The following is a 14,848-nucleotide window of genomic DNA, read 5'->3' on the forward strand; positions in this document are numbered from 1 at the left end:
CAACATCTCCATTACATTGTGGAGATGTTTTTTGTTGTTATTCGCGCGTGTTTGTTTAGCGCAAGAAGGGTTTATTTTTTGTTACATATAGAGAAAGCAGGGGAAATTATGAAGAAATGGTATTCGCTCCTATTAGCAGTCATATTGATGGTTGGAGTTATGGCAGGTTGTGTAGAAAAGAAAGATCAAGTCAAAGAGGAAAATAACACCAGTGTCGAAAAGAAATCAGAAGTAGGCACATTTCCTGTTACGATTAAAGATGCGGCAGATAAAAAGGTTGTCATCGAAAAGAAACCTGAAAAGATTGTTTCACTCATCCCAAGTAATACAGAAATCGCTTTTGCGTTAGGACTTGATAAAGAAGTGGTCGGAGTTTCCGATTTTGATAATTATCCAGCAGAAGCAACGAAAAAAGAAAAAGTTGGTGGACAAGAACTAAATTTGGAAAAAATTATTTCTCTAAAGCCAGATGTTGTGTTAGCGCATGCATCATCTGCTCATAATTCCGAGGCAGGCCTTCAGCAGTTAAAGGATGCTGGGATTCCGGTGCTAATCGTAAATGATGCTCAAAATTTCGATCAAGTATATGATTCCATTGCGATGATTGGTAAGGCAACGGGCGAAACTGCGAAAGCAACGGAATTGATCAAGGGTATGAAGGATAAATTGGCAGATATCAAGACCAAGGCTGCAGCGATTAAAACGAAGAAAAAAGTGTTAGTTGAGGTTTCACCTGCGCCTGAAATTTACACACCAGGAAAGAATACCTTTATGGATCAAATGCTAAATTTAATTAATGCCGAAAATATTGCCAATGATCAAGAAGGCTGGATTAAAATAGATCAGGAAGCGATGATTAAAAGGAATCCAGATGTGATTATTACGACCTATGGATACTATGTTGATCATGCTAGTGACCAAGTTTTAGCGAGACAAGGCTGGGAAAATGTCAGCGCGGTAAAAAATAAGCAAGTAGTTGATGTCGATTCTGATCAGGTGACACGTTCAGGCCCTCGAATCGTTGAAGGAGTAGAAGATCTTGCAAAGGCAATTTATCCAGACGTTTTTAAATAATAGATACTTGGCCTATCTATTAGCGGGAATTTTCCTTATTTTGTCTATTTTATTAGGTATTTCAATTGGAACGGTATCTGTTCCGATGTTAACTATTTTGAAAATTATTAGTGCGAAGCTTTTTGGGTTTATTTCACTAGATCAAATTGATCCGATGTATTCGAGTATTGTCTTAGATATTCGTTTGCCTCGGGTGATTTTATCAGGACTTGTCGGGGCGTCTCTTGCGATTGCAGGGGCCGCCTTTCAAGGGCTGCTAAGAAACCCATTAGCCGATCCCTATACATTAGGGGTATCCTCTGGTGCATCAGTGGGAGCGGTTCTCACCTTGTTTTTTCAGCTTTCGATTCCGTATGTGGGATCCTTCACCTTACCATTGCTCAGTATCCTTTTTTCAATCGTGACGATCTTTTTCGTCCTTACCTTTGCCAGCAAAATCGAGCGTTCGATGCGAGTGGAAACGATTATATTAACGGGGATCATATTTAGCTCCTTTTTAGGGGCGATTATTTCCCTCATGATTGCACTAACGGGAGATGAACTCAGGCAAATTATTGGTTGGCTGTTAGGGAGTGTATCGATGCGGGGATGGGAATACATAAAAATTATTTTGCCCTTCTTTGTGATTGGCTCAGCCTTACTTATGTTTAACGCAAAAGAATTAAATGCGATGTCGTTTGGGGAAGAGCGTGCCCAGCATTTAGGCGTAAATGTTCAAAAAAGAAAGCTGCTTATTTTAACAGCTGGCTCGATATTAACAGGAGCGGCGGTGGCGGTGTCAGGCACCATCGGTTTTGTCGGGTTGGTGATTCCCCATTTTTCTAGATTGTTATGGGGTCCTGATCACCGGCATCTTTTGCCACTGTCGATTATTACAGGAAGCGGGTTTTTAATTATAGCTGACCTGATATCCAGAACGATTATTTCGCCAACTGAATTGCCCATTGGGGTGATCACGGCGTTAATAGGAGCACCTGTATTTGCTATTATCCTACTACAAAGAAAGAGGATGGAAAGAAGTGGTTAAAATATGCTAAGTGTTCAACAGGTTTCTGGTGGTTACTCGAGTGAAGCTGTTCTGAGAGACGTCTCTTTCAAGGTCAAACAAGGAGAATTGTTCGGGATCCTTGGACCAAATGGAAGCGGAAAAACGACTCTATTGAAAATGCTTAGTGGCATTTTACCCATCCAATCAGGGGAGATTTCGATTAGGGGAAAACGCCTGCAGGAATATAAGCCAAAACAGCTGGCGAAAATTATCGCCGTCCTTTCACAACATTCCTCCCAAACCTTCTCTTATACGGTAAAAGAAACGGTTTCGCTTGGACGGTACGCTCATCAGAAAGGGTTATTTCATACGTGGAATAGCGAGGACGAAGAGATAGTCCAACGAGTGATGAAGCAGATTGGCGTCACTACCTTTCAACATAAAAATATTCAGGAGTTATCAGGCGGCGAAAAGCAGCGGGTTTTTCTTGCTCAGGCATTGGCTCAAGAGCCGGAAATCCTCCTCTTAGATGAACCAACAAACCATTTGGATTTGTCGTATCAAAAGGAATTACTAGATTTCCTAAAAGAATGGACAACAGAAAATGGTTTAACAGTCATCTCCATTTTTCATGATTTAAATCTTGCTGGTCTCTATTGTGACCGCTTACTCCTTCTCGAAAAAGGAATGATTCAAATCGATCATATTCCAAACGAGGTGTTACGGGAAGAGCGGATTCGCGATGTTTACCATACAGACATTCAAAAACATGCTCATCCTAAAGTCGCTGCCCCCCAACTGGCTTTATTGCCAAGAGTGTATAAGGAAGAAGAGAAAATGGAAGTAGATGAATCTTTGGTTCATGTTACAAAAAAATGGATCGAGGTCTGTACACCTATACCATTAAGGACGATGTCGTCAGGGGTGATTGGTTCGGGAATGGGATGGCACCGAACATTTGTCAACCGACATGTGGACAAGGATTATCGATGTAGTGATCATCGCGCAGAAATGGCGTCCTTTTTAAAGGCACATGGGTTTGAACCAGCGGAGACCGTTGGCATGATGACAGCCGTCATGCTAGAAGATGTTGTATTCAGACGGTTTGTTCATGAGGACTTTTCGATATTTGTGGTTGTGACAGCGGGGGTAAGTAATGCCATTGATGCATCCAAAAGTGAGCTCCATTCATTTGAAGTGACCCCGGGAACGATTAATACATGGATATTTGTAAATGGTGAGTTGTCAGAGGAGGCTTTCATCCAAAGCATTATGACCGCAACGGAAGCAAAGGTCAAGGCGCTGAATGATCTTGCAGTGATCGACCAAGTGACTGGGACACTTGCGACTGGAACTTCGACAGATAGTATCTTAATAGCCGCAACACAAAGCGGACGAGGGCTAGAATTCGCCGGAACGATTACCCCTTTAGGGAAACTAATTAGTAAAGCGGTTTATCAGTGCACGACAGATGCGATTCGAAAGTCTCGTATGAGGAAACAGACATGATCGTCTACCATTTAATCTCTATTTCGATTGCGTACTTGATTGATCTGCTAATAGGAGATCCACCCAATTGGCCTCATCCGGTCCGCTGGATTGGTTCCATCATCTCTTTTATTGAAAAAAGGTGGAATAATAAGAAGGCAAAAAGATCGAAGGGAGTCGCGATGCTCCTGTTTATAGTCCTGTTCGTTTTTTTTATCGTTTTGACAGTAGCATGGATAGGGTATAAGATTCATCCCATTTTGGGGATTATCGTGGAGAGTGTTATTATTTCGACTACCATTGCTCAAAAGAGTTTGAAGGAGGCTGCGCTTGAAGTCTATCATCCTTTAATGGAAGGAAATCTTCCGGATGCAAGAAAAAAACTATCCTATATTGTCGGTCGTGATACAGATTCCTTGGATGAAGAGGAGATAGCAAGAGGAACGATTGAGACGATTGCTGAAAATACCAGTGATGGGGTGACGGCCCCTTTATTTTGGGCGCTTATTGGCGGGGCCCCCTTGGCGATGGTGTACCGAGCCACTAATACGTGTGATTCGATGGTCGGACACTTGAATGAGAAATATAAAGAATTTGGCTGGGCCTCTGCGAAATGGGACGATGTAATGAATTGGTTTCCTAGTCGATTGACAGGCATGCTCATGTTGGTTGCGAACCGTCCGGGAAAAATGAGTAATCGACTGGCCTGGACTATTTTATTCCGTGATGCGAAAAAACATCCGAGCCCAAACAGCGGTTGGGGTGAAGCGGCTGTTGCAGCCATATTAGGGATAGAGCTCGGCGGGATTAATTATTATAAAGGGATGATTTCAAATCGGGCCAAAATGGGTGACCCCTTGGAGCCGATCAAGAAGAACCATATTAAACAGGCAAATAGGATTTTGGTGAAAACGGTAGGATTATTTTTACTATTTTTATGGTTAGGGGGAATAGCTTTTGAATTTGCCGTCACATGGCTCAAATCCTCACTATTTATATGAGGCAATGGGACGCACGCTCCCAAAACATTATATTGATTTTAGTGCCAATATCAATCCGTTTGGACCGCCGCCTGAATTGAATGATCAGTGGCAAAACTTTTTTCAAGAAATCATGGTGTACCCAGATCCCCACGGCCTTCAGCTAAAGGAAAGAATTGCACGGATTGAGAGGACGACCGTTGATAACCTATTAATTGGGAACGGCGGAGCAGAGCTAATTGCTTTAGTAGCAAGAATGATGGCAGGAAAAAAGGTTTGTATCGTAGAACCGACTTTTTCAGAATACGAAACAGCTTGCCGGGCGAATCATTGTGAAATCCTTTACCATCAGTTAGTGGAGCCCGATTTTTCCTTAAATCCTCATTCGTTTTGTTCGATGCTGGACGAGGTAGATGCCTTATTCTTATGTAATCCTAACAATCCAACTGGAATTTATTATCAAACATCAACGATTCTCTCGATCATTGAAGCATGTGAAAAGTGTGATTGCTTGGTAATCTTAGATGAAGCATTTTTTGATTTTTTAATAGATTATGATTCCTTAATCCCTTACATAAATAAGTATGAAAATTTATTGATTATTCGTTCGATGACCAAAATGTATGCCATTCCAGGAATTCGTTTAGGATATTTAATTGCCTGGCCAACCATTATTTCTAAACTTCGCGGCCTGCAATCCCAGTGGAATACGAATACCATTGCTTTGATGACTGGAGAAATTTGTTTACAAAACGAATCCTTTGTTCAAAAAACACAGCTTTTTATTTCTTCCGAGCGTAAGAGACTGTTTGATTTCTTTAAACAATCAGCATATGTTTTCACACAATCTGAAGTTAATTTTTATTTATTGCGAGATCCTTTATTAGATAAGCAGTTGCTGCTGTTTGAGTTTCTTCTTGATCGAGGAATGATTCCTCGACATACGATGAATTTTCCAGGAATAGAGGGAAGGTGGCTTCGGTTTGCGATCAAGGGAGCTGAAGACAACAATCAATTGATGGAGGCGTTGTCCATATGGCGCAAGCATCACTCGTCTTTATAACCGGTGGTGTTAGAAGTGGGAAAAGTAGCTTTGCCGAACGGAAAGCAATTGAAATAGCAAAGGAAACAGGCAAACAACTCATCTACCTGGCGACGGGAGTTCCCTCCGATTCTGAAATGATAGAAAGGATCCAAAAACACCAGCTTGATCGGAGGTCAGGGGAATACAGTTGGAAAACGATGGAGCAATCCATTCGAATCGGTGAGCTAGCTCCTCAGCTACATAATCAGGATATCATTTTATTAGATTGTGTCACAACTCTATTAAATAACGAACTATTTTCTTCAGAGTGCAAATGGGATGGGCTTTTTTTAGACGCTGTCAAAGAAAAGATAATCTCAGGGATCATGTCGATTAATAATCGCGCAGGTACATTGATTGTCGTCAGTAACGAATTATTATTCGAGCCAGTATCAGAATCTAACCTCGTGTTAATGTACAGCCGAATACTAGGACAAATTCATCAATACTTGGTGAACGAAGCCGATCAAGCATTTTTAGTGGAGGCGGGGATTCCAATAGTTATGAAAGGAATGAGTCGATGAGAGGGATCATGATTCAAGGGACAGCCTCAGATGTTGGTAAAAGTCTTATTGTAACGGCTTTATGCCGTCTATTGGCTAATGAGGGTGTGAAGGTTGCCCCCTTTAAATCACAAAATATGTCCAATAATTCTTATGTTACAAGAGATGGTAAAGAAATTGGCCGGGCCCAAGGGATTCAAGCAGAAGCAGCCCGAATTGAACCGACTGTATGGATGAATCCCATTTTATTAAAGCCACGCTCAGACCAGCAAGCAGAAGTGGTCTATCTAGGGAAAGCCCTGGAAACTTTATCAGGTCGAGGCTATCGGGACCATTATTATGACAAAGGAATCAACGTGATTAAACAAGCTCTAAATCATTTACAGGATGAATATGATGTTGTCGTGATCGAAGGGGCGGGCAGCCCGGTTGAAATCAATCTAAAGGATCGCGAGCTGGTCAATATGAGGGTGGCAGAACTGGCAGATGTACCTGTCATCCTTGTGTCGGATATTGACCGCGGCGGGGTATTTGCTAGTATCGTCGGCACGCTTGATCTTATGGAAGCGCATGAACGACAGCGAGTAGTTGGAGTGATCATTAACAAATTCCGAGGCGATCTCAGTCTGTTTGAGGATGGAATTCAATGGCTTGAGGAGAAAACAGGGATTCCGGTTCTCGGCGTCTTACCATATGTGGAGAATCATATGATTGATGGCGAGGACTCATTATCCATCCGCAGTCAATTTGCTACAGTCAAGGAAGCGAAGCTCGATATAGCTGTAATCCGTCATCCGTTTATTTCAAACTATAGTGATTTGGAACCGTTTTTACATGAAGATGATGTGTCTCTCCGCTGGGTAGATAATAAGAGTGAGTGGGGACAACCAGATGCTGTTATCCTTCCAGGCACAAAAAGTACGATTAATGATATGGAATATTTACAGATAAATCAGTTAGATCACCTTATCCAAAATCATGTGGAGCAAGGTGGACATGTTGTTGGCATTTGTGGGGGGTATCAAATGCTCGGTGAAGAAATCATAGACGAAGCCGGTTCCGACACAGGTATCCCTAACTGTATTGTGAGGGGGTTGGGAATTATTCCGGCACACACTACCTTTTATCGAGAGAAAGAAACACAACAAGTGATTGGCACGTTTCATTCGGGAACAGGATTACCAACTTCTCAACAAGTAGAAGGCTATGAAATTCATTTAGGTAAGACAATCTTTTTACAACAAGGCAGCCCGTTTTTATTAGTTAACAATGGCGTAGAGGAAGGCTATTTCGCAGCCGGCGGCCAAATCATTGGAACATATCTTCACCATCTTTTTCATAATGATGTTTGGAGAATGCAATGGTTAAACATGCTGCGAATACGAAAGTGTTTACCTAGCCAGCCGGCAAATTTCTTGAAAGATGGTAAAGATCAAAGATATGACGATATCGCGTTTCAATTGAGAAGCCATCTTAAATGGGATCTATTAAAAAATTTAATAAATCAATGGGATTCAAGATGATGACATTCTGGAAAGGATTCTTGATTAATCTTCAATTTTTCACAGCCGTTCCCATTAATTTAACATTACCAATGGATCAGGTTCATCTCAAAAAGGCAGTGCAAGCATTTCCGCTTTTAGGTTTATTTCAAGGATTTGTGTATGTCGCTATTTTTTATGTATGTCAACAAATGACTTCGTTTTCCCATCTGGCAGTTGCCTTCTTGTTATGGCTGGCGACGATTCTCTTGACAGGAGGAATTCATCTAGATGGCTGGATGGATGCGAGTGATGCCTATTTTTCCTATCAGGATCGGGAGAAAAGACTGGAAATCATGAAGGATCCACGGACGGGTGCTTTTGGGGTACTTTCTGTTTTAGTTTTAATAAGTTGTCGGTTTCTATTTATTTATGAGAGTACTATGAATGTCACAGTGAGCACTTATATATTTATTGTGGTGATTCCTTTTTTTAGTAAAGCAGTAATGGGGGTAATGCTGTTAACAGTGAAATCTGCCAAACAGGAAGGGTTAGGTTCAATGTTTCAACGAGCAGCCACACCACGGGCGTTATGGCCATACCCTTTTTATATAATCATTGTTTTTTTTATGATAGTGATGATAGATCCAGATTTTCTGCTTATAGGGATGCTCAGTCTGGTAGCTGCAGGCTGCCTGATTGTTTTTCGCCGAAAAGCTATCACTTGGTTTGGCGGAATTTCAGGTGATGTTTTAGGTGCAAGTGTGGAAGGGATGGAGCTGATCCTATGGATGACCGTGTGGTTATTGCATTATTTCGTCATCGAATAACAGAAGAAAATAAACGGAAGGCTTATCTAGGCTGGAATGATTCGCCGATATGTCCGGAATCTAAAGAAATCGTAATAACAAAAAGATATGAGTACTATTTTTCCAGTGACTTACAGCGATGCATTGATACAGCGAACCAATTATTCTCGAATCAGTCTTTGCATTTATTAAAGGAGTTTCGGGAAATGAATTTCGGTAAATGGGAAGGGAAGACCTACGACGAGCTGAAAGGGGATCCGCACTATCGAAACTGGTTATTAGATCCGGTAAATCATTGCCCTCCTGATGGTGAATCCTTTACCCAATTTACTGAAAGAGTTCAAGCCGGTTGGGACACGATTGCGGATGACGGTTTAACCATTGGCATGAACAGTTGTGCAGTCATTACGCATGGCGGTGTGATCCGGTTCCTGCTATCTAGATTTGCACCAGAACATAAAGATTTTTGGAGCTGGCAGATCGATCATGATCACGGTTTTGAACTGGTTTTTGACCGTGAAGCGTTAAGGAGGGGTGAACGGTGCACTTTGTTACTGGAGGTGCCTTTAATGGCAAACGAGCATGGGTGAACAAGACATATTGTGTGAAGGGGCCTGAAGTATGGCTTTCCGCCTATCATGATATACCTCTCCCAGAACAATTAAAAGACAATGACCAGGATGTCATTATCTTGGAGGGGATAGAGCTATGGCTGAAGGAGCTAACGATGAATCATGAGGCATCCAGGTGTCGTGATATTTGGAACCAGTGTTTACATTACTGGCTTTCATGGGAGAGCGGAAAGGAAGATCGACAATTAATTGTCATTGGGACGGATATTACAAAAGGAATTGTTCCAATGGAAAGAGAAAATAGACTATGGAGAGATGTGACGGGCTGGGCGTATCAAGATATCGCAGCCCAATCAGAAAAAGTGGACGTCATTTGGTATGGACTTAACCAAACTATTAAGAAAAGGGGAGCTTATTAATGAGAATTTATACAAGAACAGGTGATAAAGGAAAAACGAGCATTATCGGGGGACGGGTAGATAAGGATGATACTCGCGTGGAAGCATATGGAACCGTAGACGAGGTTAATTGCTTTGTCGGTCAGGCCATCCAAGAACTTGATCAGGAACTATTCAAGGATGTATTAATAGATTTGGAGAGAATTCAACATGAATTATTTGATTGTGGCGGTGATTTGGCAAATGTCATGGAAAAGCGAGAATTGAAATTACAGAAGGAATCAATTGATTACTTGGAAAAGAAAATTGATGAATATATTGAGGAGGCACCAGAACTAGAACGATTTATTTTACCTGGAGGGACCAAGCCGGCAGCATCGATTCATATTGCGCGAACCGTGACGAGAAGAGCAGAAAGATTGGTAGTCAAACTGGTCAAGACTGACTCGAAAACATCTTATGTCGCATTAATGTATCTGAATCGGCTCTCAGACTATTTCTTTGCTTTAGCTAGAGTCATCAATTGCCGCCTTAATGTCAAGGATGTTGAATATGTCCGCAGTGCGAAGGTGTTTAGGGATGTGAAGCGCAAGGGAGAGGAATAGCGTGAACGGAAAAATGGTTAGCTGGTTGGCGATGTTTACGGCATTGGCAGCTGTTGGCGCTATGATCAAAGTCCCAGCCATCGTCGGTAGTATAGCATTGGATGCCTTTCCAGCTTTATTGGCAGCCGCTCTTTTGGGGGGGAGAGCGGCTGCCATTGTGGGTGGGGTCGGTCACCTTTTATCTGCATTATTAGGTGGCTTTCCGTTAGGAGTCATGCACTTTTTGATTGCGTTTGAAATGGCTGCACTTGTGTGGATGTTTGGCATATTGTTTAAACCTAATAAGAAAATCTTTGCTAGCACTCTCTTTATCATTGGGAACTCTTTCATAGCTCCCTTGCCGTTTATATTAATTATGAATATAGGTTTTTATATGTCGATTGTTCCTTCATTACTGATCGGTTCAATCATGAATATGGTCATCGCTTGGATTGTGATCCCACGCTTATCTACCTTCATCTCATTTGCTGCATCTAAACAGGAGGCAAAACAATGAGAAATATTATTACGATTCCTATTAACGATTTAGACACGTTAATTATCGCTAGTGATAACAGCGGAGCCATTGGGATGAAGAATGATGACCATGTCCATGTCCCATACGAAACAGTCGCCTATTATTCGTTCAGAGTTGCTGCTATGGAATGCATCGCAGCGGGTGGTGAGCCCATTTCGGTCGTCCTTCATAACTTTTGTGGAAATGAACCATGGGAGGAGCTTGTTAAAGGAATTCAAGCAGGGTTGGATGAACTGAATTTACACCACGTATTGATTACGGGTAGTACGGAAAGCAATTTTTCACTTATGCAATCTGCCGTTGGATTAGTCGTTATTGGCAAGAAGTTAGGGGCTGAAACGAAGAGGGTCGATTACTGGAAATACCTGAAGTTCGCGATTGTGGGTTTGCCGCTTATTGGAAATGAAGTGGTGCAACAAGCACATCAGGTAGCACCGCTATCCCTGTTTCACAAGCTATGTAAGGAAAAGAAAATGATTATTTGGCCAGTCGGCTCTAAGGGGATCTTGTATGAGTTGAATCAAATCTTTCCAAAGCTAAAATGGAGTAAGGATATGATTGTTAGCGACGTGGATGTGTGTAAATCCTCTGGTCCCTCTACCTGTTTTATTGTTGCTTATCATCACGAACTCGAGGAAAAATTATTAAAATTAGCAGGGGAATACCTCCACCCGTTACAGCTGTACCATTTATAAGTTTATTGATCTAAAATGAAAATAGCACGCATCGATTGCGTGCTACTCTTCCCTTTATTTAAACTTTTCAACTAATCCGTTCACAACTTTTCCAATCGAGTAGAGGGCGTGATCCAAGCTCTTTTTCCATTCAGGGGCTTTTTCTTTGATAGTGGCCCCAATCCTTTTCGCATTTTCATTTAATTCCTTACTAATTTCCTTTGCCTGTTCATTGACTGATTTTTTTGAAGAATCACCAGCCAATTGTGCATTGATTGAAGCTACCTCAAAATTTTCTTTTGGCAGATAGGGCAAGGATTCCAACATGATTTCCTTAAAAATAGGGACCACATTAGACGAGCTTTCACTTGGTAAATAATGCTGCTTGTCCGTCTTATCATAGCCGATCCAGATGGCACCAACGATGTTCGGGGTATAACCCACCATCCATTGATCCTTCGTCCCACTTACACTACTAAACGGAAGCTGGGTTGAACCAGTTTTGCCAGCGATTTGAACATCTGGTATACGAGCTCGTTTGCCAGTTCCTGTTTCGACGACATTCAATAACATCGACGTCATTTCTTCAGCCACTTTTTTAGAGGTCACTTTTGTCGTCTTTGCCTTTCGTTCGGCAATAATATTACCTGTAGGACCAACAATTTTGGTAATGAGGTGGTGATCCTGACGTTTTCCGTCATTTGCAAAAGCAGTAAAGGCATTCGCCATTTGCAGTGGTGAGACTCCTTTGCTCATGCCGCCAAGGGCAACGGCCAGGTTTTTGTCCTCTTTTTCGACAGGGATTCCAAATCGATTCAAAGAATCCAATCCCTTGTTTAAGCCAATCTCATTTAATAACCATACAGCTGGAATATTTAACGATTCTTCTAAGGCTTTATACAGTTCAACCTTCCCCTGGGTCGTTTTTGAAAAATTCTCCGGTTTATAATTTCCAAACGAGGTGGGTTCATCGACAAGCTCGGATGAATAGTTATAGCCTTCTTCCAAAGCCGGCGTGTAAACAGCCAATGGTTTGATCGATGAGCCTGGCTGAGCCTGCAATTGTGTGGCCCGGTTAAAGCCACGGAAGACATGCTCACCACGACCGCCGACAAGGGCACGGACACCACCAGAGGCGGGATCCATTAAAACCGATCCGCTTTGGACTATAGTTTGATCCTTTGCTCGCGGGAATAGGGCGTTGTTTTTATAGACATTTTCCAATCCTGTTTGTAGATTTTGGTCCATTTCCGTATAAATCCGGTAACCCCTTGTTAAAATTTCTTCTTGTGTAATGCCATATTTTGAGATTGCTTCATTTAAGACGGCATCCACGTAATATGGATATTTGCGCTCAACCGCACTTCCTCCGCCATCGTCAAGTTCAATCTTTTCTTTTTTAGCGGTAGTGTACTCAGTTTCCGTAATCATCTCAAGTTCCTTCATTTTTGCTAAGACAACATTCCGGCGTTTCACCGCTAAATCATAGTTTTGATATGGATCTAAATAATTCGGTGCATGCAGTAGTCCTGCCAACATAGCGGCCTCGCTAAGCGTAACATCCTTAATATTTTTGTTAAAATATCGTTTTGAGGCGTTACCAATTCCCCATGCTCCGCTGCCAAAGTAAACTTGGTTGATATACATTTGTAGTATTTCATCTTTTGAATAGACCTTTTCCATTTTGACGGCTAAAAATAGTTCCTCTGCTTTGCGTTTATAGGTTCGCTCAGGTGAAAGGAGGGCGTTTTTTGTAAGCTGCTGTGTTAAAGTACTGCCGCCACCCGTGATTCTACCAGCAAATAGGTTACTGAAAAAGGCCCGGGCAATCCCCTTGACATCAAAGCCACCATGTTCATAGAAACGTTCATCCTCGATCGCTACTACCGCATTAGGGACAAACTTTGGTAACTCTGTGATGTTCACGCCTTCAGTCCGATTAGTGGCGACGTTGCTAGATACTTTTCCATTTTTGTCATATATGACCGTTGGCTGGCTTAAGCCTTGCTTGAGCGATTCGACATTTGCTCTTGTTGCAAGCCAACCGAAATAAAGAATGGTTGCTAAAACAACAACAAGGATGATTAATAAGATAATTTGGGTTAGATGTTTTTTTTTCCAAAAACGGATGACCATTTCTCGAAATGGATGTAATTTCTCCATGCTATCTCCTAACTTTCAAAAAGAACTTTTCGATTTATCTATTATAATTTTTCTCGTAGAAAAAGACCAATAAAAGTATGTTTCTTTGAAAGCAATTTAATGAAAAAAACCGTTTCAACAATCGGGTTCATACGGAATTAGCATTGCAGTCAACTTCGCCCTACCTCTCATTATTAAACAGGCATTTTGTGAGGAAGCTAATTTGAATGTCACCTTTAGTGAAATTCCGTTAATTTTTCCGATCATTTGTGTAGTCATTTGTTTGTTATGGTGTAACACTTCTGTCGGGATTGCGACCAGCACAGCGGGCAACACGTGTAGATGTGCTAAGAGCCATGCGCAGAGAGGTGTAATAGAAAAACAGGTTCCGAGTCGGTACCTGTTTTTTCTTTTGAAAAAAAAGGAAAACCGTGATATTCGTGGACAACCTTTTTTATAGCGGTCATATGTTAGTAATGAGACAACAATGTAGGAGGAGAGTGGGGAATTTGATTAACTGGAAAGTTCGCTTCAAAAATAGGAATTGGGTTATCGCATTTGTGTCGCAACTATTAATTGTTGCCCAATTGGTGATTGCTGGTTTGAACTCCGCTGGATTGATTAACTTTCAAATAACGGATGCCATCCAAGATTCGATAGTTACAATTATTAATGCAATCTTTGTTTTATTATCCTTATTGGGAATTGTTCAGGATCCGACAACAAAAGGATACGGGGATAGTGAAAGAGCATTAAAATATAAGGATCCCAATTAGTCTTGCCTCGTCAGTGCCATTTTGGCACTGATTTTTTAAATTATTGGTGATCCTTATTAACATCGATCGTACTTCTTTTATCGTTTTTCGAATAGGATAAATTATCCTTTTGGAAAGGGGTCCTGGAAATGTCAGTTAGGTATATGATTCCGATCCTATTTTTTCTGTTTACTGTATTGGAGGAACTGATCTATTTATCTTGGAATCGATATGTATACGGTGCTAATCCTGATAGAAAAAGAAGATGGAAGAAGTATATGAATTACATATTAACCGCTTTTAGTAAAAGAAAGTCAAAAGTGATCCTTAAAGAAAATCATGAAAAGAGCTCCCAATGACAATGGGAGCTCTCAGATTGTCGACAAAAGGCATCGAGAGGCCGTTTGTCATTTTTGGATAGGATTGCGGTTAAAATACGTTGATTTCCGCTCCAGGCGCTTGCTTTCCAGGGGGCAGGCGGTGAGCTTCCTCGTCGCTACGCTCCTGCGGGATCTCACCTGTCCTGCTAATCCCCCAGGAGTCAAGCGCCTTCCGCTCCAATCAACTAGTTCGGCTCACACTCAAGCAGGTTGCCAAGTCCAAGTTGCCATTTTCTTTAAAGTCATGGCAGCAAACGTAAGCATCGCCTGCATAGACAATTTTTTAAGACCTCGTAAGGTTGTCCATCGCATACCATGCTTTTCTTTCGCATCTGCAAAGACACGTTCAACCATCTCTTTGCGTTTCTTTTTCAAATTTCTCAGGAGGAAATGGCTTT

General features: G+C 41.6%; 17 protein-coding genes. 15 read left to right on the plus strand and 2 right to left on the minus strand.

Annotation, left to right across the window (positions count from 1 at the left end; all coding sequences use genetic code 11):
* The first annotated feature begins 108 nt into the window (after positions 1-108).
* The 13 genes from TY15_RS18610 to TY15_RS18670 are packed head-to-tail and all read left to right on the plus strand — an operon-like array spanning position 109 to position 11,194.
* The gene (locus tag TY15_RS18610) at positions 109-1,074 is read left to right on the plus strand and encodes an ABC transporter substrate-binding protein (protein WP_040209703.1); all 966 of its coding nucleotides are present in this window, start codon (positions 109-111) and stop codon (positions 1,072-1,074) included.
* Positions 1,040-2,101 (plus strand): FecCD family ABC transporter permease, encoded by a 1,062-nt coding sequence (locus tag TY15_RS18615; protein ID WP_040209563.1) that lies wholly within the window; start codon positions 1,040-1,042, stop codon positions 2,099-2,101. Before TY15_RS18610 ends, TY15_RS18615 begins: the two co-directional genes overlap by 35 nt.
* A gap of 3 nt (positions 2,102-2,104) precedes the next feature.
* Positions 2,105-3,571, plus strand: coding sequence for a heme ABC transporter ATP-binding protein (locus tag TY15_RS18620; RefSeq protein ID WP_040209562.1), 1,467 nt, complete (start codon positions 2,105-2,107; stop codon positions 3,569-3,571).
* Positions 3,568-4,551: an adenosylcobinamide-phosphate synthase CbiB gene (cbiB, locus tag TY15_RS18625; protein ID WP_040209560.1), complete on the plus strand. Its 984-nt coding sequence runs from the start codon at positions 3,568-3,570 to the stop codon at positions 4,549-4,551. Before TY15_RS18620 ends, cbiB begins: the two co-directional genes overlap by 4 nt.
* Positions 4,508-5,593, plus strand: a complete 1,086-nt coding sequence (gene cobD / locus TY15_RS18630; protein WP_040209557.1) for a threonine-phosphate decarboxylase CobD — start codon at positions 4,508-4,510, stop codon at positions 5,591-5,593. Before cbiB ends, cobD begins: the two co-directional genes overlap by 44 nt.
* On the plus strand, positions 5,566-6,138 hold the full coding sequence (locus tag TY15_RS18635) for a bifunctional adenosylcobinamide kinase/adenosylcobinamide-phosphate guanylyltransferase (protein ID WP_040209555.1): 573 nt from the start codon (positions 5,566-5,568) through the stop codon (positions 6,136-6,138). The genes cobD and TY15_RS18635 overlap by 28 nt, the downstream gene beginning before the upstream one ends.
* Positions 6,135-7,640, plus strand: coding sequence for a cobyric acid synthase (locus tag TY15_RS18640; RefSeq protein ID WP_040209554.1), 1,506 nt, complete (start codon positions 6,135-6,137; stop codon positions 7,638-7,640). The genes TY15_RS18635 and TY15_RS18640 overlap by 4 nt, the downstream gene beginning before the upstream one ends.
* Positions 7,640-8,428 carry an adenosylcobinamide-GDP ribazoletransferase gene (cobS, locus tag TY15_RS18645; RefSeq protein ID WP_040209702.1) on the plus strand — a complete coding sequence of 263 codons (789 nt, stop codon included), beginning with the start codon at positions 7,640-7,642 and terminating at the stop codon, positions 8,426-8,428. The genes TY15_RS18640 and cobS overlap by 1 nt, the downstream gene beginning before the upstream one ends.
* Complete coding sequence (locus TY15_RS18650; RefSeq protein WP_040209551.1) at positions 8,386-8,997, plus strand: histidine phosphatase family protein; 612 nt, start codon at positions 8,386-8,388, stop codon at positions 8,995-8,997. The genes cobS and TY15_RS18650 overlap by 43 nt, the downstream gene beginning before the upstream one ends.
* Positions 8,949-9,398, plus strand: coding sequence for a bifunctional adenosylcobinamide kinase/adenosylcobinamide-phosphate guanylyltransferase (locus TY15_RS18655; protein WP_040209550.1), 450 nt, complete (start codon positions 8,949-8,951; stop codon positions 9,396-9,398). Before TY15_RS18650 ends, TY15_RS18655 begins: the two co-directional genes overlap by 49 nt.
* A complete protein-coding gene (locus TY15_RS18660) occupies positions 9,398-9,982 on the plus strand; it encodes a cob(I)yrinic acid a,c-diamide adenosyltransferase (protein ID WP_040209548.1) in 585 nt (194 codons plus the stop codon). The genes TY15_RS18655 and TY15_RS18660 overlap by 1 nt, the downstream gene beginning before the upstream one ends.
* 1 nt (position 9,983) lies before the next feature.
* A complete protein-coding gene (locus tag TY15_RS18665) occupies positions 9,984-10,478 on the plus strand; it encodes an ECF transporter S component (protein ID WP_244440961.1) in 495 nt (164 codons plus the stop codon).
* Positions 10,475-11,194: an AIR synthase related protein gene (locus TY15_RS18670; protein ID WP_040209547.1), complete on the plus strand. Its 720-nt coding sequence runs from the start codon at positions 10,475-10,477 to the stop codon at positions 11,192-11,194. The genes TY15_RS18665 and TY15_RS18670 overlap by 4 nt, the downstream gene beginning before the upstream one ends.
* 54 nt (positions 11,195-11,248) lie before the next feature.
* Here the strand turns inward: TY15_RS18670 and TY15_RS18675 are convergent, their stop codons facing one another.
* Entirely contained in the window at positions 11,249-13,336 is a 2,088-nt protein-coding gene (locus TY15_RS18675) for a transglycosylase domain-containing protein (protein WP_040209545.1), read from the minus strand.
* 488 nt (positions 13,337-13,824) lie between these two features.
* Here TY15_RS18675 and TY15_RS18680 point away from each other — a divergent pair, with 488 nt between their 5' ends.
* Together TY15_RS18680 and TY15_RS18685 are read left to right on the plus strand one after the other, a co-directional pair.
* The gene (locus TY15_RS18680) at positions 13,825-14,091 is read left to right on the plus strand and encodes a phage holin (RefSeq protein ID WP_040209544.1); all 267 of its coding nucleotides are present in this window, start codon (positions 13,825-13,827) and stop codon (positions 14,089-14,091) included.
* 128 nt (positions 14,092-14,219) lie between these two features.
* A complete protein-coding gene (locus tag TY15_RS18685) occupies positions 14,220-14,429 on the plus strand; it encodes a hypothetical protein (protein ID WP_040209543.1) in 210 nt (69 codons plus the stop codon).
* Positions 14,430-14,651: 222 nt separating this feature from the next.
* Here the strand turns inward: TY15_RS18685 and TY15_RS23790 are convergent.
* The coding region (locus tag TY15_RS23790) for a transposase (protein ID WP_187373557.1) at positions 14,652-14,848 on the minus strand (197 nt) is incomplete at its 5' end.

The sequence above is a fragment of the Neobacillus jeddahensis genome, assembly GCF_000612625.1.
GTDB lineage: Bacteria > Bacillota > Bacilli > Bacillales > Cytobacillaceae > Neobacillus > Neobacillus jeddahensis.